Annotated in this window: 16 protein-coding genes; 7 read left to right on the top strand and 9 right to left on the bottom strand. The window is 71.9% G+C overall.

Annotated features, from left to right (window positions below; genetic code table 11):
* Positions 1 to 19 precede the first annotated feature (19 nt).
* From ACZ39I_RS10765 to ACZ39I_RS10755, 3 genes are read left to right on the top strand one after another with little or no spacing between them, the layout of a single operon-like run.
* Positions 20 to 1531 (top strand): GMC oxidoreductase, encoded by a 1512-nt coding sequence (locus ACZ39I_RS10765; RefSeq protein WP_467244126.1) that lies wholly within the window; start codon positions 20 to 22, stop codon positions 1529 to 1531.
* Between the two features lie 22 nt (positions 1532 to 1553).
* Positions 1554 to 2165, top strand: coding sequence for a nucleoside deaminase (locus ACZ39I_RS10760; protein ID WP_467244124.1), 612 nt, complete (start codon positions 1554 to 1556; stop codon positions 2163 to 2165).
* Positions 2162 to 3133, top strand: a complete 972-nt coding sequence (locus ACZ39I_RS10755) for a sugar phosphate isomerase/epimerase family protein (RefSeq protein ID WP_467244122.1) — start codon at positions 2162 to 2164, stop codon at positions 3131 to 3133. Before ACZ39I_RS10760 ends, ACZ39I_RS10755 begins: the two co-directional genes overlap by 4 nt.
* Here the strand turns inward: ACZ39I_RS10755 and ACZ39I_RS10750 are convergent.
* Complete coding sequence (locus tag ACZ39I_RS10750; RefSeq protein ID WP_467244374.1) at positions 3080 to 4378, bottom strand: MFS transporter; 1299 nt, start codon at positions 4376 to 4378, stop codon at positions 3080 to 3082. The two genes, ACZ39I_RS10755 and ACZ39I_RS10750, sit on opposite strands and share 54 nt — an antisense overlap.
* A 156-nt stretch (positions 4379 to 4534) precedes the next feature.
* Between ACZ39I_RS10750 and ACZ39I_RS10745 the strand changes: the two genes are divergently transcribed.
* Both ACZ39I_RS10745 and ACZ39I_RS10740 read left to right on the top strand, forming a co-directional pair.
* Positions 4535 to 6589, top strand: coding sequence for a phosphocholine-specific phospholipase C (locus ACZ39I_RS10745; RefSeq protein WP_467244121.1), 2055 nt, complete (start codon positions 4535 to 4537; stop codon positions 6587 to 6589).
* 63 nt (positions 6590 to 6652) lie between these two features.
* Positions 6653 to 7525 carry an LURP-one-related family protein gene (locus ACZ39I_RS10740; RefSeq protein WP_467244119.1) on the top strand — a complete coding sequence of 291 codons (873 nt, stop codon included), beginning with the start codon at positions 6653 to 6655 and terminating at the stop codon, positions 7523 to 7525.
* A 6-nt stretch (positions 7526 to 7531) separates the two neighbouring features.
* On the opposite strand, the gene ACZ39I_RS10735 is transcribed toward ACZ39I_RS10740, so the two are convergent.
* Together ACZ39I_RS10735 and ACZ39I_RS10730 are read right to left on the bottom strand one after the other, a co-directional pair.
* Complete coding sequence (locus tag ACZ39I_RS10735) at positions 7532 to 8479, bottom strand: DMT family protein (protein WP_467244118.1); 948 nt, start codon at positions 8477 to 8479, stop codon at positions 7532 to 7534.
* Positions 8476 to 9279 (bottom strand): phosphatase PAP2 family protein, encoded by an 804-nt coding sequence (locus ACZ39I_RS10730; RefSeq protein WP_467244117.1) that lies wholly within the window; start codon positions 9277 to 9279, stop codon positions 8476 to 8478. The genes ACZ39I_RS10735 and ACZ39I_RS10730 overlap by 4 nt, the downstream gene beginning before the upstream one ends.
* Positions 9280 to 9512: 233 nt before the next feature.
* Between ACZ39I_RS10730 and ACZ39I_RS10725 the strand changes: the two genes are divergently transcribed.
* On the top strand, positions 9513 to 10127 hold the full coding sequence (locus ACZ39I_RS10725) for a TetR/AcrR family transcriptional regulator (protein WP_467244116.1): 615 nt from the start codon (positions 9513 to 9515) through the stop codon (positions 10125 to 10127).
* 149 nt (positions 10128 to 10276) lie between these two features.
* On the opposite strand, the gene ACZ39I_RS10720 is transcribed toward ACZ39I_RS10725, so the two are convergent.
* Entirely contained in the window at positions 10277 to 11296 is a 1020-nt protein-coding gene (locus ACZ39I_RS10720) for a DUF2510 domain-containing protein (protein WP_467244115.1), read from the bottom strand.
* A gap of 597 nt (positions 11297 to 11893) precedes the next feature.
* On the opposite strand from ACZ39I_RS10720, the gene ACZ39I_RS10715 reads away from it, so the two are divergent.
* Positions 11894 to 14560, top strand: coding sequence for an ATP-binding protein (locus ACZ39I_RS10715; RefSeq protein ID WP_467244114.1), 2667 nt, complete (start codon positions 11894 to 11896; stop codon positions 14558 to 14560).
* 17 nt (positions 14561 to 14577) lie between these two features.
* Here ACZ39I_RS10715 and ACZ39I_RS10710 read toward each other — a convergent pair whose 3' ends face one another.
* Genes ACZ39I_RS10710 through pcaH form a run of 5 tightly spaced genes read right to left on the bottom strand, consistent with a single transcriptional unit; the run spans position 14578 to position 19239 of the window.
* The gene (locus ACZ39I_RS10710; protein WP_467244112.1) at positions 14578 to 15357 is read right to left on the bottom strand and encodes an SDR family NAD(P)-dependent oxidoreductase; all 780 of its coding nucleotides are present in this window, start codon (positions 15355 to 15357) and stop codon (positions 14578 to 14580) included.
* A 49-nt stretch (positions 15358 to 15406) separates the two neighbouring features.
* Complete coding sequence (pcaDC, locus tag ACZ39I_RS10705; RefSeq protein WP_467244111.1) at positions 15407 to 16528, bottom strand: bifunctional 3-oxoadipate enol-lactonase/4-carboxymuconolactone decarboxylase PcaDC; 1122 nt, start codon at positions 16526 to 16528, stop codon at positions 15407 to 15409.
* Positions 16525 to 17856 carry a 3-carboxy-cis,cis-muconate cycloisomerase gene (gene pcaB, locus ACZ39I_RS10700; protein ID WP_467244110.1) on the bottom strand — a complete coding sequence of 444 codons (1332 nt, stop codon included), beginning with the start codon at positions 17854 to 17856 and terminating at the stop codon, positions 16525 to 16527. Before pcaB ends, pcaDC begins: the two co-directional genes overlap by 4 nt.
* Complete coding sequence (pcaG, locus tag ACZ39I_RS10695) at positions 17853 to 18458, bottom strand: protocatechuate 3,4-dioxygenase subunit alpha (RefSeq protein WP_467244108.1); 606 nt, start codon at positions 18456 to 18458, stop codon at positions 17853 to 17855. The genes pcaB and pcaG overlap by 4 nt, the downstream gene beginning before the upstream one ends.
* A 7-nt stretch (positions 18459 to 18465) precedes the next feature.
* The gene (pcaH, locus tag ACZ39I_RS10690; RefSeq protein ID WP_467244107.1) at positions 18466 to 19239 is read right to left on the bottom strand and encodes a protocatechuate 3,4-dioxygenase subunit beta; all 774 of its coding nucleotides are present in this window, start codon (positions 19237 to 19239) and stop codon (positions 18466 to 18468) included.
* Positions 19240 to 19245: the final 6 nt, after the last annotated feature.

Below are 19245 nucleotides of genomic sequence, written 5' to 3'. Positions count from 1 at the left end.
CACTTATCCGGAGGTTCAGTTGACCCACACCCCCCGCACCGAAGTCCTCGTCGTGGGCAGCGGCATCATGGGAGCCCTCGTGGCCCGTCTCCTGCGCGAGAGCGATCCGGCCCTGCACATCACCATGGCCGACGGCGGCACCCCGATCGGCGGCACGCCGGGACGGCATCTGCACGACCTCGACGACCCCGACCTGTGGTCCCGCTACAACGAAAGGGTCGCCACCGGCATCCAGGGCATGTACACGGGAGCGGAGGTGGTCCGCGAGGTCGCGGGCAGCCTCTCCGATCTGACCCCCGGCATGTTCCACGCGCTCGCCTTCGGCCAGGACGCCGAGGCGATGCCGCAGGCCGCGCTCGCCTGGAACACGGGCGGCATGGGCGTCCACTGGACCGCCGCGACCCCGTGGCCCGCCGGGGACGAGGTCTTCGACTTCGGCGACCCCGACGCCTGGGCGGCCGACCTCGCCACCGCACACCGCCTGCTCGCCGTCACCCCCGCCGCGATCGGCCCGACCAAGGTCGGCGAACTCGTCCTCGACGTCCTGCGCCGACGCTACGGCGGTGTCGGGCCCGCCGACCGGGCCCCGCAGCCCATGCCCATGGCCGTCACGCCCACACCCTCGGGCCCCATGCCCCGCACGGCACCCGGGACGATCCTCCCCGCACTCGCGGCGGGCGGTGATCCGGCCTTCACCCTGCTCACCGGCACCCTGGTGACCGCACTCATCCAAGGCGACGCCGGCCGGGTCACCGGGGCCCGGCTGCGCCGCGTCGCCGACGGCACCGAGACCGAACTCCGCGCCGACACCGTGGTGGTGTGCGCCGACGCCCTGCGCACCCCGCAACTCCTGTACGCCTCCGGCATCCGCCCCGAGGCTCTGGGCCGTCACCTCAACGAGCACGCCTTCGTCACCGCCCGTGTCCTGCTCGACCTCGACCGGTTCGGCCTCCACCCCGACGTGCTGCCCCTGCCGCGCCCCGGCGAGTTCAGCACGGACTCACTGTGGCTGCCACGCAACGGACCCGCCCAGCCCTTCCACGGCCAGATCATGAACCGCACCTACGTCGACGAGACCGGCCGGCCCCTCGCGCACTCCGTCGGCCTGTCGCTGTACGTGCCCGTCGAGTCGCGCCCGCAGAACCGACTGGTGTTCTCGGCGAGCGAGAGCGACCTGGCCGGCCTGCCCCGCATCCGCGTCGAGTTCGACTACTCCGAGACCGACCGTGCGCTGATCCGGCGGGCGCTGGAGGAAGTCCGATCAGTGGCCGAGGAGTTCGGCCCCTTCGATCCGGCGACCGAGTCCACGGTGCTTCCGCCGGGCTCGTCGCTGCATCTCACCGGCACGGTCCGGGCAGGCGTCACCGACGACGGCACCAGCGTGTGCGACCCGGACGGCCGGGTGTGGGGCTTCGACAACCTGTATCTGGCGGGCAACGGAGTCGTCCCCACGGCAATGGCCGCCAACGTCACCCTGACCGGCGCCGTCACCGCGGTACGGGCCGCCCGTGCCGTCACCGCACGCACCTGAACCATCCGAGAGGAACAGCCCAGTGATCGACATCGCCAAGGAATACCGCGTGGCCCTGCCCGCCTGGATCGACGACGAACTCGCCGACGTGCCCGCCACCGTCCCCTTGCGCGAGGACCGGATGCGTCTCGTGCACCGCCTCGCCGACCGCAACTGGCGCGAGGGCAACGGCGGTCCGTTCGCGGCACTGGTCGCCGAGCGCGACTCCGGCCGGATCGTCTCCGTCGGCGTGAACGTCGTCCTGTCCAGCGGAGTCTCCAGCGCGCACGCCGAGGTCGTCGCGCTCGGCCTCGCCCAGATGGCCACCGGCAGCTGGGACCTCGGTGGCGAGGGCCTGCCCTCGCACGAACTGGTCGTCAACTGGCGCCCCTGCGTGCAGTGTTACGGCGCCACGATGTGGTCCGGGGTACGCGGCCTGGTGGTCGCCGGCCAGGGCCCGGAGCTGGAGGAGATCACCACGTTCGACGAGGGCCCGCTCGGCGCGGACTGGGCCGAGCAGTTCGAGACCCGGGGCATCGAGGTCGTGGGCGACGTCCTGCGGGACGAGGCGCTCACGGTGTTCCGCAACTACCGCAAGGCAATTGACGAGTCGGACGAGGTCGTCGTCTACAACGCGCGCGGGGGAACGGAATGAGCCCTCGTTTCGCGACCGACGTCATCACCTTCTACCACCCCGGTTTCTGGGACCTCGACTCCGCCGCCGCGGTCCGCTCCTGGGCCGCGGATCACCCGGACCGCTTCTGGCAGCGGGTCATGCACACCCTCGCCGAGACCGAAGTGACCGGCATCGAGCTGACGTTCGCGCCCGGGGACGCGGACTCGGCCCTGCGTGCCTTCGGCAGCGCGGAGGCGTTCCGCCGTGAACTGTCCGCGCGGGGCCTGGCCGTGGTCAGCGCCTTCGTCGCCGACAGCGACGCCCCCGACTGGCGGCACGGCGACAATCTCCCCGCGATCGTCGCCGACGCCGAGCGCCGCGCCGCCTTCCTCGCCGAGGTCGGCGCCGAAGTCCTCGTCACCGGGCTGCCGATGAGGACGACGTACGGCACCCGACCGCCCTTCTTCGTCGACGCCGCCTACATGACCCGCATGGCCGACATCGCCCACGCGGTGGGCGAGGCGGTGTCCCGGTACGGGGTGCGGCTGGCCTTCCACACCGAGTCCCACAGCACCCTCTGGTACGAGCGGGACATCGACCTGTTCATGGCCCTGACCGACCCGCGCTACGTGTGGCTGTGCCCCGACTCCTGCCACATCGCCCTGGGCGGCGGCGACCCCGTCGCGGTGGCCCGCCGCCACGCCCCGCGCACCGCCCTGGCCCACTGGAAGGACGCGGTCGGCCCGATCGACGTCCACCTCACGATCGACGACACGGTGTACAGCCAGCAGCAGCCGTACATGACGGAGTTGGGCACGGGGATCGTCGACTGGGCGGGCTGGGCGGACGCCATGTCCGGTACTCCCGGCGCGGACACGGTCCTGATCGAACTCGACGAGGCCGCCGATCCCGTGGCCGCGCTGAGGGCGGGCACAGCGGTGGCGAAGCAGGTGCTAGCGCCGCAGCTCCGCGTGGGCGGTCTCCGGGAGGCGCAGATAGACCAGTGACGAGCCGAGGCACAGGACGGCCACGTACCAGGGGAACAGTCCCGCGTGCCCCAACTGCTTGAACAGCGTGCCCACATACGGTGCCGTCCCGCCGAACAACGCCACCGTCAGGGAGTACGGGAACCCGATCCCGGCCGCCCGCACCCGCGCCGGGAACACCTCCGCGTTCACCGCCGCGCTGATCGACGTGAACCCGGTCAGCAGCACCATCCCCGCGCACTGCACGAGCAGCAGCACCACGAACGAGTCCCGCAGTGCGTGCAGCAGCGGCACGCTCAGCAGCGCGAAACCCACCCCGAAGAAGAGCAGCAGCGGCCGCCGCCCGAAGCGGTCCGACAGCAGCCCGCCCAGCGGCTGGAGCACCCCGAAGAAGGCGAGCGAGATCGTTCCCGCGAGCAACGCGTCGGACTTGTCGACACCGGCGTTGAGTTCGGCGTACGTCGGCAGGTACGACGTCCACGTGTAGTACGCGATGGTGCCGCCCATCGTGATCCCGCAGATCAGCAGGGACTCGCGCGGATGGCGCCGCAACCCGTCCAGCAGCCCGGGACGCGGCGCCCGCCGCTGCTCCTCGCTGCGGGTCTCCTGGGCGCCCTGCCGGATCCAGAACCCGACCAGGGACAGCATGGCCCCGAGCACGAACGGCACCCGCCACCCCCAGGCGTCCATCCGGCCCTCGCTCACCGTGTTCACCAGCAGCGTGGCGATCCCGGACGCGAGGAGCTGCCCCGCCGTGGTGGACACGTACTGGAAGCTGGAGAACAGCCCGCGCCGACCGGGCCCCGCCGACTCGACGAGGAAGGTCGTCGACGCCGCGAACTCACCGCCCACGGACAGCCCTTGGAGCAGTCGCGCGAGCACCAGCACGACCGGAGCGAGGACGCCGACCGCCGCGTACGTGGGTGTCAGCCCGACCAGCAGACTGCTGCCGCCCATCAGCAGGATCGTGACCGTCAGCGCGGCCCGCCGGCCGTGGCGGTCCGCTATCGCCCCCATCAGCAGCCCGCCGACCGGCCGCATGAAGAAGCCCACCGCGAATACCGCGAACGTCGACAGCAACGGCACCAGCGAGTTGTCCGCGCCCTTGGGGAAGACCGCGGCGGCGATATAGGTCGCCAGGAACGTGTAGGCGTACCAGTCGTACCACTCGACCGCATTGCCCACGGAGGCGGCGAGCAGCTGGCGTACGGGCCGTTTGGTGGGCGGCGCGTCCGGAAGTGGCGTCTCTGTCATGATCGCGACCATCCCCCGATCGAGGTCCGGCACACCTCCCGCACCCGCGACTTTCACATCAGCGACACCGGACCCTTCCCTGACGTTTGGTGCACTTGGAACACTCGCTGCGCGCACCTTCCGTCACCTTCGGGCCATCGATGCGCAGGATTGAGAGGTCCCTCACTCATGTCCGACGTCAACCGGCGCAGATTCCTGCAACTCGCGGGCGCCACCACCGCCTTCACCGCCCTGTCGAACACCATCCAGCGCGCCGCCGCCCTTCCGGCCCACCACCGCACGGGGACGATCGAGGACGTCGAGCACGTCGTCGTCCTGATGCAGGAGAACCGGTCCTTCGACCACTACTTCGGCTCGCTCAGGGGAGTTCGCGGCTTCGGCGACCCGCGCCCGGTGACGTTGGAGAACGGCAAGTCCGTGTGGCACCAGACGGACGCCGGCGGCAAGGAGATCCTGCCGTTCCGCCCCGAAGCCGACGATCTGGGCCTGCAGTTCATCCAGGACCTCCCGCACGGCTGGAACGACGGACACGCCGCCTTCAACGGGGGCAAGTACGACAAGTGGGTCCCGAACAAGGGGTCCACGACGATGGCGTATCTGAACCGTGAGGACATCCCGTTCCACTACGCCCTCGCCGACTCGTTCACCATTTGCGACGCCTACCACTGCTCGTTCATCGGCTCGACCGACCCGAACCGCTACTACATGTGGACGGGTTACACGGGCAACGACGGCCAGGGCGGCGGCCCGGTCCTCGGCAACGACGAGGTCGGCTACGGCTGGACCACCTACCCCGAGCGCCTGGAGAAGGCCGGCGTCTCCTGGAAGATCTACCAGGACGTCGGCGACGGCCTCGACGCGGCCGGCAGCTGGGGCTGGATCCCGGACGCCTACCGCGGCAACTACGGTGACAACTCGCTCCTCTACTTCAACCAGTACCGGAACGCCAAGCCCGGCGACCCGCTGTACGACAAGGCCCGCACCGGCACCGACTACACCAAGGGCGAGGGCTACTTCGACCGGCTGAAGGCCGACGTGAAGGCCGGGAAGCTGCCCCAGGTCTCCTGGATCGTCGCCCCCGAGGCCTTCACCGAGCACCCCAACTGGCCCGCGAACTACGGCGCCTGGTACATCGCCCAGGTCCTGGACGCGCTCACCTCCGACCCGAAGGTGTGGGCGAAGACGGCCCTGTTCATCACCTACGACGAGAACGACGGCTTCTTCGACCACGTGGTCCCCGCATTCCCGGCGGGTTCCGCGGCGCAGGGCAAGTCCACCGTCGACCCCGCCCTCGACCTGTTCAAGGGCGACACCGGCCACCCGGCCGGCCCCTACGGCCTCGGCCAGCGCGTACCCATGCTCGTCGTCTCGCCCTGGAGCAAGGGCGGTTACGTCTGCTCCGAGACGCTCGACCACACCTCGATCATCCGCTTCCTGGAGAGGCGCTTCGGCGTCCACGAGCCCAACATCTCGCCCTGGCGGCGCACCGTCTGCGGCGACCTGACCGCCGCCTTCGACTTCTCCCGCAAGGACACCAGGCCGGTCGCCCTCCCGGACACCGACGGCTACGAGCCGCCGGACCGCGAGCGCCACCCGGACTACGTGCCCGTTCCGCCCGCCGTCGGCGCCCTGCCGAAGCAGGAGCGCGGCCTGCGCCCCGCCCGTCCGCTCAAGTACGCCCCGCGCGTCGACGGTTCGGTGGACGCGAAGAACGGCAGGTTCACGCTCACCTTCGCCTCCGGCGCCAAGGCCGGTGCCGCCTTCCTGGTGACCTCCGGCAACCGCACCGACGGACCCTGGAGTTACACCACCGAGGCCGGAAAGACCGTCTCGGACACCTGGAACTCCGCGTACTCCAAGGGGTCGTACGACCTGACCGTGCACGGCCCGGCCGGTTTCCTGCGCGTCTTCAAGGGGCCGAACAAGAACGCCGGTCCCGAGGTCACCGCCCGTCACACCGGCGACGACGTCGAGCTGACCTTCACCAACAAGGGCTCCGGCACGGCCCGTCTGAAGGTCGTGAGCGGCTACGGCGACCCCGCGAGGACCTTCACCGTGCGGGCCGGCGCCACCGCCCGGCACACCTTCCGCCTCGCCAGGAGCCGCCGCTGGTACGACCTCACGGTCACCTCCGACGCCGACCCGGCGTTCCTGAGGCGATTCGCCGGACATGTCGAGAACGGGCGTACCGGAGTGAGCGATCCGGCCGTCATCACCAGGTAAAGCCGCGGCCGGAGCTGTCGTTCACCTGGCCGGATCGCAGTGGTCCCGGGGTAGTGTGCCCCGGTGACCACGCATTCGAACACACCTGCAGGCTGGTACCCCGATCCGCACGGAGCGGCCCAGACGCTCCGGTACTGGGACGGCGCGCAGTGGACCCAGCACACCCACCAGGACCAGCAGGGGGCGGGGCAGGGCACCGCTCAGGCCGTGCAGGCCCCACCCGCCCCGCCGGTCCAGCAGGCACCGCAGATGCCTCAGCAGTCGGCCGGTCCCGACCAGCGCGTGCAGCGTCAGGTGCAGCAGCAGGCCGGGGTCAGCGGGGGCGGGGCGGGCGGCGGCACGCTGTTCACCGAGCCGGTGCTCGTGGTCAACCAGAAGGCCAAGCTGATCGAGCTGACCAACGAGTACAAGGTCATGGATCAGAACGGCAACCAGCTCGGCTCCGTCACCCAGGTCGGGCAGAGCGCCTTCCGCAAGATCGTGCGGTTCTTCTACAGCATCGATCAGTTCATGAAGATCAAGCTGGAGATCCGCGACGCCCACGGGCAGCCGCTCATGCTGCTCACCCGGCCGGGGAAGATCTTCAAGTCGCGGGTGATCGTGGAGCGTCCGGACGGTTCGCCGGTCGGTGAGATCGTCCAGCAGAACATGATCGGGAAGATCAACTTCGCGCTGATGGTGAACGGGCAGAAGGTCGGCGCGATCAAGGCGGAGAACTGGCGGGCCTGGAACTTCGCGATCGTCGACCACACGGAGAACGAGGTGGCCCGGATCACGAAGACGTGGGAGGGGCTCGCCAAGACGATGTTCACGACCGCGGACAACTACGTGCTGCAGATTCACTACCAGCTGCCCGAGCCGCTGTTGAGCCTGGTCGTCGCCACCGCGTTGACCGTGGACACGGCGCTGAAGCAGGACGCGCGCGGGTTCGGCTGAGCCTGTCTAGAGCGGTGTGAGGTGCCCCGGCTCCTGTTGCCGGGGCACAGTCATGTCCCGCAGGGACGGTTCCACGGACGCGGTCGAAGGCTCCAGGGCCAGCACCGCCGCCACCGGGTGGTCGTCGTCCGCCGGCACCGGTGGCCTGCGGGTCAGCAGCACCACACCCCAGGCCGCCAGGCCCGCTCCCGCCAGCGCGAGCAGCATGCCCGCCGCACCGCCCCGCAGGCCCTCGCCCAGCAGGGAGAGGCCGATCACCGCGGCGGCCAACGGGTTGGCCAGGGTCACCACCGCCAGCGGGGCGCCCAGTCCGTCGCGGTAGGCGGTCTGGGAGAGCAGGAGTCCGCCCGCGGCGAAGGCCGCCACGAGCAGGGCCACACCGATCACCTGGACGCTGAGGAGCGACTCGGAACGGTCCGTCGCGGCCACCGTCACGGTCTGGGTGAGCGCGGAGGCCACGCCCGACGCGACCCCGGACGCCGAGGCGTGCCGTATGCCGGGCCGGGCGCCCGGACGGGCCAGGAGGCCGATCAGCGCCGCCGTCACGGCGGCCACCGCCACCGCCTCGGAGGTGCTCAGCACCCTCCCGGGCGAGGACCCGGACGCCACCACCAGGATCGAGGCGAGACCGGCCAGGGTGTACGCGGTGCCCCGCCACTCGGTCGTGCTGACCCGGCGCCCCGCGATCCGCGCACCCAATGGCACCGCGGCGACCAGGGTGAGGGCGCCGAGCGGCTGGACCACGGTCAGGGGGCCGTACTTGAGGGCGACGACGTGCAGCAGCGCGGCCGCCGCGTTGAGCGCGACCGATCCCCACCAGGCGCCCGAGCTCAGCATCCGCAGCACACCGGAGCCGGGGTCGCGGGAGGCGAGGCGCTCCTGGGCGACGGCGGCGGCAGCGTAGGCGACGGAGGAGAGCAGGGAGAGGGCCAGGGCGAGCAGGGTGGCGTTCATCGGGCCGCTCCGACCAGGACGTTCTTCTCGGGTTCGGCCGGGGTGAGCTTCTCCTGCGCCCGGCCCGCGGTCGTGGCCGTGCGCTGCGGCACCTGGATGACCGCCAGGGCGATGCCGAGCAGGGCCGTGGCCACGATCGCGTCCATCCAGTAGTGGTTCGCCGTCCCGACGATCACCAGCAGGGTTACCAGCGGATGCAGCAGCCACAGCCAACGCTGGCGCGAGCGGGTCGCCACGATCAGGCCGATCGCCACCATCAGCGCCCACCCGAAGTGCAGCGAGGGCATCGCGGCGAACTGGTTGGAGAGGGTGTCGGTCTGCGGCGGGCCGTACACCGAGGGGCCGTAGACCTTCGCGGTGTCGACCAGACCGGCCGCCGCGAGCATCCGGGGCGGGGCCAGCGGGAAGACGAGGTGCAGTACCAGGGCGGCGCCGGTGAGGGCAGCCAGGACGCGGCGGGCCCAGACGTAGTGCGCGGGGCGCTTCAGGTACAGCCAGACCAGGAAGGCGACCGTGGCCGGGAAGTGAACGGTCGCGTAGTAGGTGTTCGCCAGGTGCGCGAGGGTGTCGCCGTGCAGCATCAGCGACTGCGCCGAGCCCTCCGAGGGCAGGTGCAGGGCCCGCTCCCAGTCCCACACCCGGTCGGCGTTGCGGAAGGCCTCGGAGGTGTGGCCCGTGACCAGTTGCCGGCCGAACTTGTAGACGAGGAAGAGTCCTACGACGAGCAGGAGCTCACGGACGAGCGGCGGCCGCGCTGTGGCGCCCGGCTCCGCTTTTGAAGGCTCGGTGCGGGCATTCATTCCCCCGGCCCTTTCGCTGGCGGTGGTGCAGGTGGTGAATCCGAACGAGGTGGTGACCCGTTCCGATTCCAAAACTCATCGGTACGACACCGTACCGATACGCCAGTGTACCGATACGGTCGGGTACCGGTACACTGGCGTTTCGATTGACATACGACACACTGGAATCCGGGAATGAAACGCGGCGGCCGTGCAGCAGGCCCGGCCGGCGGAGCGAGTGAAGGGGAGAGCTGATGACGTCGCAGGCCGCGGACGGACCGGAGACGGTCGCCGCCTCGCGCCGCTCCAAGATCACGCCCGAGCGTGAGCAGGAGTTCTTCGACGCCGTGCTCGAACAGGTCCGCGAATGCGGATACGAAGCCGTGACCATGGAGGGCGTGGCCGCCAGCACCCGCTGCAGCAAGTCCACCCTCTACCGGCAGTGGAAGACCAAGCCCCAGTTCGTGGTGGCCGCCCTGCGCTCCCGCCGCAGGTCGAAGTTCGACGGGATCGACACCGGTTCGCTCGCCGAAGACCTGCGCGAGGCCGCCCGGGCCGCGGGCCGGTGGTCGATGCAGGACACCAAGCTGCACCAGGCCCTCGGCCACGCCGTCACCCAGGACGCGGAGCTCGCGCAGGCCCTGCGTGAGGCGCTCATCGACCCGGAGATCGCCGCACTGAGGCACATCCTCCAGCGGGGGGTCGACCGGGGGGAGATCGCCGACGGGCACCCGGCGCTGGAGTACATCCCGGCCCAGATGTTCGGCGTCATCCGGGCCCGGCCCGTCATCGACGGCGAGTACGCCGACCCGGACTACCTGGTCCGCTTCGTGGAGGCCGCCCTGCTTCCGGCACTCGGGCTGAGCTGAGACCCGGGCCGCCGTCCACGGGATGACCGGACGGTGGCCTGCTCGCGCCGCACCGTGGGGACGGGGGCGGCGCGCACCCCCCGGCCGGGTGGGGTTCCTCTCGAGCAAAGAGGCGCCCCTCCCGGCCGACCGGGTGTGCGGGGCCGGCGTCAGACGTCCTGGCCGCTGCCGCCGCCCGTCGACACCTTGATCCCCTTGGTGATGTCGTCGATCACGCTCTGGCCCTCCTCGACGTCGACCCCGAAGCGCACCACGACGATCTGCTGCGGGTTCGCGGGGGACGGGAAGGCCAGCGACTCGACATAGCCGTCGGAGCCCTTGCTGGTGACCGCCTTCCAGCGGACCAGATAGCCCTTCTGCCCGGCCACGGTCACCGCCTTGGAGGCGAGGACGTCGTGCGAAGTGATCGAACCGTAGGTCTTGCCGCCGTAGGACTGCTCGGCGTTGGCCTCGATGTCGGCCTTGGCGACCGCCTCGGCCGTACTGCCCTTGGTGCGCAGCGCCAGCGCGGGCGCCGAGTAGGCACCGCCCTTCGTGCACTTCTCGGAGGTGTCGCCGGGGCAGGCATAGGAGTCGTTCGAGGTCACGGACGCGCCGACCTGGATCTCCTGGCCGTACCAGTCGTCCGGGATGGGCAGGCTGATCCCGTCGATCGAGTCGGTCACCGAACCGCTCTCGATCTTCGGTGCCTCGGACCCCTGCGGGGAGGGCGACGCGCCCCCGGAACCCCCGCTGCCGCCGGAGCCGCCCGAGCCGCCGGACCCTCCGTTGCCACCGAAGGGCCCGCCCTGGCCCCCGGTGCCGCCCGGGCCGCCCTGGCCTCCCGGCCCTTGCGAGGTGGCGGAGTCACCGTTGCCGTTGCCGCTGTCGGCCAGCGCGTACACACCCACGCCTATGCTCGCCAGGACCACGACCGCCACCGCCACGGCTATGCCCATGCGGCCGCGCCGCGATCCGGCCGGCGGCTGCTCGGGATACGGCGGAAAGGCCGGGTACTGCCCGGCGTCCCCGGGGCTCGCGACCTGTTCCGGGGGACCCCATGCGGCGGCCGAGCCGGCGGGCCGGGTCCGCTCCGTCCACGCCTTGCCGTCCCACCAGCGCTCGGCGGCGGGACCGTCACTTGTCTGCCCGGGATCGGGGTACCACCCGGGGGGAGTCTCCTGCGTCATGCCCCCACCGTATGAGCACTCGGTGAAAGAGGGATGAGAGGGGCCCGCCCGATTCCGGACGACCCGCGCGGGAACACCCAGGGCGGCGCGTGCGCGGGCGCGCGTGCGCCGTGCGGAAGGTGAGGGTGGCGACGACGCCCTCGACCGACAGCGTGTCGAGCCCGGCCGGCGCCTGACGCAGAGGTCTCAGGTGGAGCGGGTGGTGCGCTTGCCCGTAGAGGCCGACGGCGACGGGTGGCTTCCCGCAGTTCGGCCGGCTCGAGTTCGACAAAGGTGTCGGCCTCGGTGCGCGCGGTTTGCGCGCGGCCTTCGGCGCGAGCACGACCCCGGGCCTCGGTGCCCCGCGCCCGCCGCTGCCGTACGAGGTGATCAACTCGGCTCGGACGAAGCACAGTTCGCTGCCGGAACGCGCGGCGGCGCCCATGGCTGACTGTCGGTCAGGTTCGTCGGCGGCAGGTCGCGGGCAGGGCGCGTCGCCTGCCCGTACCGCAGGTCACCCGTCAAGGCAACAGGTACCCCGACCGTCCTCCGCTTCCGCACCGGGACGGCTACGCTCGAGATCTGCACGTCGTTCGGGCGACTTGGGGAGGTAGCGGGATGACGGAGGTACGGCCCATTGCGGCCGCCCCGGCCTCGCTGTGGGAGCGTGACGAGGAACTCGCCGCCGTCGAAAGGGTGATTGACTCCCTGTGCGCGGACCGCGCGTCCTCGGGCAGCGTGCTGGTGATCCGCGGTGAGGCGGGCTTCGGCAAGACCGCCCTGCTCGCCGAGACCCGCCGCATCGCCGAGGCCCGCGGCTGCACGGTCTGGTCGGCCCGCGGCGGCGAGACCCTCAGGTCGGTCCCCTTCAACGTCGTGCGACAACTGCTGCAGCCCGCCCTCCTGTCCCTGATGCCGGAGGAGGCCCGCGAGTACCTCGGCGACTGGTACGACATCGCAGGCCCCGCCCTCGGCATCGCGGACCCGGGGGAGCGGCAGGCCGACCCGCAGGGCGTGTGCGACGGACTGGTCGCCGCGGTGCGCCGGCTGGCCCGCCGGGACTGGCCGCTCGTGCTGATGGTCGACGACGCCCACTGGGCCGACCAGGAGACCCTGCGCTGGCTCGCCGCCTTCGCCGAGCGCCTGGACGACCTGTCCGTCCTGGTCGTGGTGGCCCGTCGCCCCGGTGAGGCCGACGGTGAGCGCGCCCGCCTCCTGGAGACCGTGGCCGGCGCCGCGGGCTGCCCCGTCACCAGCCTGAGCGCCCTCACCCCGGAGGCCACCGCGGGGCTCACCCGCGCCACCCTGGGCGAACACGCCGACGCCCCGTTCTGCCGCGAGGTGTGGGCCGTCACCGGCGGCAACCCGTACGAGACCGTCGAACTCCTCGCCAAGGTCCGGGACAGCGACATCGAGCCCAGCGAGGGCTCGGCGAACGAACTGCGCGAACTGAACCGCTCCGCCCGCGGCGGCGGACTCGTCGCCCGCCTGGAGGAACTCGGCATCGACGCCACCCGGTTCGCCTGGGCGGCCGCGATCCTCGGCACCGACATCTCCGTCGGCCTGGTGGCCAGTCTCGCCACCCTCAAGCCGGACCAGGCCGCGCTCTGCGCCGAACTCCTGCGCAACGCCCGCATCCTGACCGATTCAGGCGCGAACGACGAGCTGGAGTTCGTACACCCGCTGATCGCCACCGCCGTCTACGAGTCCATCCCCGACGCCCTGCGCAAGGCCATGCACGGCATCGCCGCCCAACTGGTCACCGACTCCGGGCTCGGCGCCGCGGCCGCCTCCCGGCACCTGCTCCAGGTCCACCCGGACGACGACGAGGAACTCGTCGAGCAGCTGCGCGAGGCCGCCCGCGAACACCTCCTCGTCGGCGCCCCCGACGCCGCCCGCCGCTGCCTGGAGCGCGCGCTGCTGGAACCCCCGCCGCCCGAGGTCCACGCCCGCGTGCTCTTCGAACTCGGCTGCGCCACCCTCCTGACCGCCCCCGCCAAGACCATCGGCCACCTCCAGACCGCGCTCGCCATGCCGGGCCTGGAGGGCTCCGCGCGGGTGGACGCCGTCGTCCGCCTGTCCCAGGCACTCATGCACAACAACCAGCTGGAGGAGGCGGTCCGCACGGTCGAGACGGAGGCCGCCCGGCACGACGAAGGCCCTGCCCGACTGCGCCTCCAGGCCGTGCAGTACACCTGGGAAGGGCTCTACCCGGGCGAGGCCACCTCCCCGGCGCGTTCCGAGCGGCTCGCCGCGCTGGCCGCCACCTGCACCGGCCGGGACAACTCCGAGCGGGCCCTGCTCATCCTGCGCGGATTCGACGCGATGGCCCACGGCGAGAGCGCCGAGGAGATCGCCGAAATGTGCGACCGCGCCCTGGTCAACGGCCGCCTCGCGCCCGGACTCGGCTGGACCGACACCGAGTGGGGCCTCGAACTGCCGCTGATGCTGGCCAGCGCCTACGCCTTCACGGACCGGCTGGACCGCGCCGAGGCCCTCTACACCGACGCCCTGCGCACCTACGAGTCGGCCGGCTGGAGCGGCGGCCACCTCGCGCTCGCCCATGCCTACGTCGGCCTGGGCCACCGGCGGCGCGGGCGGCTCAGGGAGGCGGAGACCTCCCTGCGCGAGTCACTGCGGCTCGCCGAGCGGGTGGGGCGAGGACTGCCCCTGTACTGGTCGGCGACCTGCAACCTCGTCGACACGCTGCTCGCGCGCGGGCATGTCGAGGAGGCGTGGGCGATCGCCGAGCAGTACGGGTTCGCGCCGCCGTATCCGTCCACGATCGTGCTGCCCGATCCGCGGTCCGTGCGGGGGCGGCTGCTGCTGGCCGTCGGCAGGACCAAGGACGGGATCAACGAACTGGAGGCCGCGGAGAAGGCGGCGGCGGTCCGGGGACACCACAATCCGGTGCTGGTGCCGTGGGCCGTCGATCTCGCGCGCGCTCTCGCCGTCGAGGACCCGGTGCGGGCCGCCCAGTTGGCCACGGAGGTGCGCCGGCATGCCGAGCGGCTCGGCACGGACACGGCGATCGGTGAGGCGCTCAGGTGCGCTGCCGCGCTGGAGACCGGGCAGCGGGCGGTACGGCTCGCCGCGCAGGCGGTCGCCTACCTGGAGGCGTCGCCCTGTCAGTACGAGCATGCGGCGGCGCGGGTGGAGTACGGGATCGCGGCACGGTCCGTGGCGGAGCTCAACCGGGGCCTGGGGCTGGCGCGTTCGTGCGGGGCGGACGGGCTGGTGACGCAGGCCAGGGAGGTGCTGGAGACGGGTTGGGGCCTGCGGTGACCGGCGTTCTCGCCTCCTCAGGACACCAGTAGCCGGTCGGTGACGGCCGACAGGCGCTTCTGCACCTCCCTGTCGTACGTCCCCTCGTGCGCCCGCGCCGGATTCGTCCCGTCGAAGAAGCGGCCCGTGCCCAGGTCCTGGGTCGCCAGGGCCAGCACACCCGGAGCCCCGTCCGCCACCGTCGACCACGGGGCCACCCCGCCCTCGCGGACCATCGCCGTGTCCATGAAGGTCGCCGGGTGCACGACGTTGACCGCGACCTCCGTTCCCGCCAACTCCTCGGCCAGGGCGAAGGTGTGGGCCGCCAGGGCGAACTTGGCGCGGCGGTACGCGGCGAAGCCGTCGTAGCCGCGGGTGAACTCGACGTCGTCGAAGTCGACCGGCTCCTGGCCGACCGACCCGACGTTGACGATCCGCGCCGGCCGCGTCGGCAACAGTGCTCTGGTCAGCGCGACCGGCGCCAAGTAGTTCACCGCCAGCCGCAGTTCATGCCCGTCCGCGCTCACCTCCCGCCCCGAGCCGGGCGAACCCGCGCCCACGCCCGCGTTGTTGATCAGGACATCGAGCCCGGGGTGGGACTCTGCGACCCGCGCGCCCAGCTCGCGCACCTGGGCCAGGGAGGTGAGGTCGGCCACGAAACCCTCGGCCGCCCCCTCGGACCGCAGCTCCTCCACCAGGGTCCCGGTACGGCCCGGGTCCCGGCCGTGGGCGAGGACGGTGTGACCGGAGCGGACCAGTTCGAAGGCGACGTAGCGGCCGAGACCGGAGGTGGCACCGGTGATCAGAATGGTCGACATGCCCCTACCGTAGGCACATCCGCACAGCCGGCGCCTGTCCCTGCCGGGGTCACCCTTCCGTCTCCTCCGCCAGCACCCGCTGCGCCGTGGCGAACGCCGAGTTCGCCGCCGGCACCCCGCAGTAGACGGCTGTCTGGAGCAGTACGGCACCGATCTCCTCCGGCGTGAGGCCGTTGCGCCGCGCCGCCCGCACATGCATGGCCAGCTCGTCGTAGTGGCCGTGCGCGACCAGCGCCGTCAGCGTGATCATGCTGCGCTCGCGGCGGCTGAGCGTGGGGTCGGTCCAGATCTCGCCCCACGCGTAGCGGGAGATGAAGTCCTGGAAGCGGGCGGTGAACGGTGTCTGCCGCGCCTGTGCCCGGTCCACGTGCGTGTCCCCGAGCACCTCGCGCCGCACCTCCATGCCCCGCTTGGCACCCCCGTCGAGGTGGGCGCGCAGCGCGGTGAGGACGGCTTCCGGGCACTGCGCCGGTGCCAGATGCGAGGTCCCTGGGAGTTCGACGAGCGTGGCGCGCGGGACCGCGTCGGCGATCTCCCGCAGATGGGGCGGCGGGGTCGCCGGGTCCTGGCGGCCGGCGATCAGCAGGGTCGGTGCGGAGATCCGGGTGAGCCGGTCGCGCAGGTCGAAGGAGGCCAGGGCGTCACAGCAGGCGGCGTACGCGGACGGATCGGCCTCGGCGTGGTCCCGTACGAGCTGCGGCACGGTGAAGTCACCCGCGAACCAACGGGAGTTCGCGCTCTCCAACAGCCACTCCAGCCCCTCCCGGCGGACCCGCTCGGCCCGCTCCTCCCAGGGACCCCGCCCGTTGAAGTGGGCACTCGAACAGATCACGGCCAGCGACCGGACACGGTCCGGGTGATGCACGGCAAGGTGTAGACCGACCGCACCGCCCAGCGACACCCCGGCATACGCGAACTGCTCCACGCCGAGCGAGTCGGCGAGCGCCAGCACCAGATCGGCGAGGTCACCCACGGTGGCGCCGGGACCGATCAGTTCGGCCGCCGAACCGCCGTGTCCGGGCAGGTCCCAGCGGATCACCCGGTGGCTGATGGACAGCTCGGGCGCCACCTTGTCCCACAGGGCGTACGAGGTCCCGAGCGAGGGCCCGAGCAGCAGCGGGGGAACGGAAGCGGGGCCCTCGGCGCGGTGGTTGAGGAGTTTCTCGGTCAACGTCGCTCCAGAGCACGGTCGGTGAGGGCACCGGCGGAGCCGGTGTAGCGGGCGGGGTCGGTGAGCTCGTCGAGGTCGACGTCCTTCAACTCGGGCTCCTGGGAGAGGAGTTCCCCCAGTGACCGGCTTTCGGCGTAGGTCCGCTCGGCGAGCTGCGTGAGCAGGGCCTTGGCGCGTGTGCGGCCCAGCACGGACGCCAGCTCGGCGGAGAGCCGCTCGGAGACGATCAATCCGTGGGTGAGGTCGAGGTGTTCCCGCATGGTGTCCGGGTGGACCCGCAGCCCCTCGGTCAGTTCGGCGGTGTCCCGGGCGGCTCCGCCGACCAGCCGCAGCAGGTCCCTGAGCGGCTCCCACTCGGCGTGCCAGGCGCCGGCCGGCCGCTCGTCCTCGGCGGCGAGGGAGCCGTACAGCGTGGCGGCGAGCTGCGGCGCGCGCCGGGCGGCGGCGGCGATCAGCGTGGACCGTACGGGATTCGCCTTGTGCGGCATGGCCGAGGAGCCGCCCCCGCTGCCTTCCGCGAGCTCGGCGATCTCGGTACGGCCGAGCACGAGGACATCCGCGGCGATCTTGCCCAGCGCGCCGGCGGTGAAGGCGAGACATCCGGCGAGGTCGGCGACGGGGGTACGGAGGGTGTGCCAGGGAAGCAGCGGCGTCCGGAGTCCCAGCTCCGCGGCGAAGGCCGCCGTAAGCGCCTGGGTGTCCTCGCTGCCGTACGCCGTGAAGGCCGCCAAGGTCCCGGCGGCGCCGCCGAGTTGGGCGGGGAGGGAGTCCCGTACGGCCGCGACCCGGTCCCGCGCGTCCAGCGCCAGGGACCGCCACCCGGCCGCCTTCAGCCCGAACGTCGTCGGTACGGCGTGCTGGGTGAGCGTTCGCCCCGGCATCGCGGTGTCCCGGTGCTCCGCGGCCAACCGGGCCAGGGTCTGCTGGACGCGGTGGAGGTCCGCCAGCACGAGGTCGAGCGTGCGCGCCGCCACCAGCATCGTCGCGGTGTCCAGGATGTCCTGGCTGGTCGCCCCCCGGTGCACATACGGGCCGTACTCCTCGCCGACCGCCTCGGTGAGGTCGGCGACCAGGGGGATGACCGGGTTGCCGCCGCCGCGCGCACGCCCGGCGAGGGACCGTACGTCGAAGCGGTCCGCCTGGGCCGCCTCGGTCACCGCGTCGGCCGCACCGTCCGGGGCGAGACCCAGCCGGGCCTGTACCCGGGTCAGTGCGGCTTCCACGTCGAGCAGCGCCTGGAGGTAGGCGCCGTCGGCGGTCGCGGCGGCGGCGGGGGAGCCTGCCCACCCGGGGGCGAGCAGTCCGGTGTCGGGATCGGGAGAAGTCACTGGTACTCCAGGAAGACCGTCTCGCCTTCGCCCTGAAGGCGGATGTCGAAACGGTAGGTGCCATCGCCCTGCCGGCGTGCGATCAGCGTGTCGCGCCGCTCGGCCGGCACCCGGGCCAGCAGCGGGTCGGCGGCGAGGACCGTCTCGTCGTCCGGCAGGTAGATCCGGGTGTACAGGTGCACCAGCAGCCCGCGCGCGAAGACGCACACGCTGATGTACGGGGCGCTCCGCCCGCGCGCGCCCGGCCGCAGGGTCCGCGCGGTCCAGTGGCCGTTGGCGTCGGTCTGGATGCGGCCCCAGCCGGTGAACTCCACGCCGTTGCGGCCCAGGTAGCCGCCGCTCGCGGGGTCGCGCCGGATGGAACCGTCGGCCTGCGGGATGTTGCCGTCCGAGTCGGCGCTCCACAGCTCCACGAAGGCGTCCGGCAGCGGGTTGCCCTCGCCGTCGGTGATGTAGCCCTGGAGGGTGATGGTGTCCGGGTGGCCGACGGGCGCGATGTCGCCACCGCCGGGGAAGGGCAGGGCATGGCCGTAGAAGGGGCCGACCGTGTGCGACGGGGTCGGCAGCACGGTCTCCGGACGACTGGTGTCGATCTTCGTCATGGCTGGGTCAGCGTCCTTCTTCGATCCAGGTGGCCTGCGGTCCGTCGAGCACGATGTCCCAGTGGTAGCCCATCGAGAACTCCGGTACGGACAGGCTGTGGTCGTAGGTGGCCACGAGCCGCTGACGGGCCGCGTCGTCGGTCACCGACTGGATGATCGGGTCGTAGGGGAACAGCGGGTCGCTCGGAAAGTACATCTGCGTCACGAGCCGCTGGGTGAACGCCGTGCCGAAGATCGAGAAGTGGATGTGGGCCGGCCGCCAGGCGTTGACGTGCTGGCGCCAGGGGTAGGGGCCCGGCTGGACGGTGGTGAACCGGTAGCAGCCGCTGTCGTCGGTCAGGGTGCGGCCGACGCCGGTGAAGTTCGGGTCCAGCGGGGCGTCGTGCTGCTCGCGCTGGTGGGCGTAGCGGCCGGCCGAGTTCGCCTGCCAGATCTCCACCAGCTGACCGCGCAGCGGACGGCCGTTGCGGTCCAGGAGCCGCCCCTCGACGGTGATCCGCTCGCCGATCGGCTCCCCGGTGTGCTGCCGGGTCAGGTCGTTGTCGATCTCGGTGATGTCCCGCTCCCCGAAGGCGGGCGAGTGCAGCTCCACCAGCTCCGGGTCCTGGGACACGTCGATGCCGATCGGCGGCTGTTTCGGGTGCCGCAGCACCGAGGAGCGGTAGGGCGCGTAGTCGCGGCGCGGCTGGTGCTCGACGGGAGCGCCGTCGGCGAGCCGCTTCTCGTAGGCGGCGTGCTCGGCGGCGATTTCCCGGTCGATGTCGTGCTGGGTGAGAGTCATGACGAT

The organism is Streptomyces sp. NPDC024687 (genome assembly GCF_055559055.1).
The sequence above is the reverse complement of the archived record's forward strand: the minus strand, read 5'-3'. Positions and strand labels throughout refer to the sequence as shown.

Excerpts from the sequence above, each read along its gene's own strand:
- ACZ39I_RS10720 (WP_467244115.1), bottom strand. The coding sequence starts at position 11,296 with ATGACGCAGGAGACTCCCCCCGGGTGGTACCCCGATCCCGGGCAGACA.
- ACZ39I_RS10715 (WP_467244114.1), top strand. The coding sequence starts at position 11,894 with ATGACGGAGGTACGGCCCATTGCGGCCGCCCCGGCCTCGCTGTGGGAG.
- ACZ39I_RS10750 (WP_467244374.1), bottom strand. The coding sequence starts at position 4,378 with ATGGTCGCGATCATGACAGAGACGCCACTTCCGGACGCGCCGCCCACC.
- pcaG (WP_467244108.1), bottom strand. The coding sequence starts at position 18,458 with ATGACGAAGATCGACACCAGTCGTCCGGAGACCGTGCTGCCGACCCCG.
- ACZ39I_RS10745 (WP_467244121.1), top strand. The coding sequence starts at position 4,535 with ATGTCCGACGTCAACCGGCGCAGATTCCTGCAACTCGCGGGCGCCACC.
- ACZ39I_RS10755 (WP_467244122.1), top strand. The coding sequence starts at position 2,162 with ATGAGCCCTCGTTTCGCGACCGACGTCATCACCTTCTACCACCCCGGT.
- ACZ39I_RS10730 (WP_467244117.1), bottom strand. The coding sequence starts at position 9,279 with ATGAATGCCCGCACCGAGCCTTCAAAAGCGGAGCCGGGCGCCACAGCG.
- pcaH (WP_467244107.1), bottom strand. The coding sequence starts at position 19,239 with ATGACTCTCACCCAGCACGACATCGACCGGGAAATCGCCGCCGAGCAC.
- ACZ39I_RS10735 (WP_467244118.1), bottom strand. The coding sequence starts at position 8,479 with ATGAACGCCACCCTGCTCGCCCTGGCCCTCTCCCTGCTCTCCTCCGTC.
- ACZ39I_RS10725 (WP_467244116.1), top strand. The coding sequence starts at position 9,513 with ATGACGTCGCAGGCCGCGGACGGACCGGAGACGGTCGCCGCCTCGCGC.
- ACZ39I_RS10710 (WP_467244112.1), bottom strand. The coding sequence starts at position 15,357 with ATGTCGACCATTCTGATCACCGGTGCCACCTCCGGTCTCGGCCGCTAC.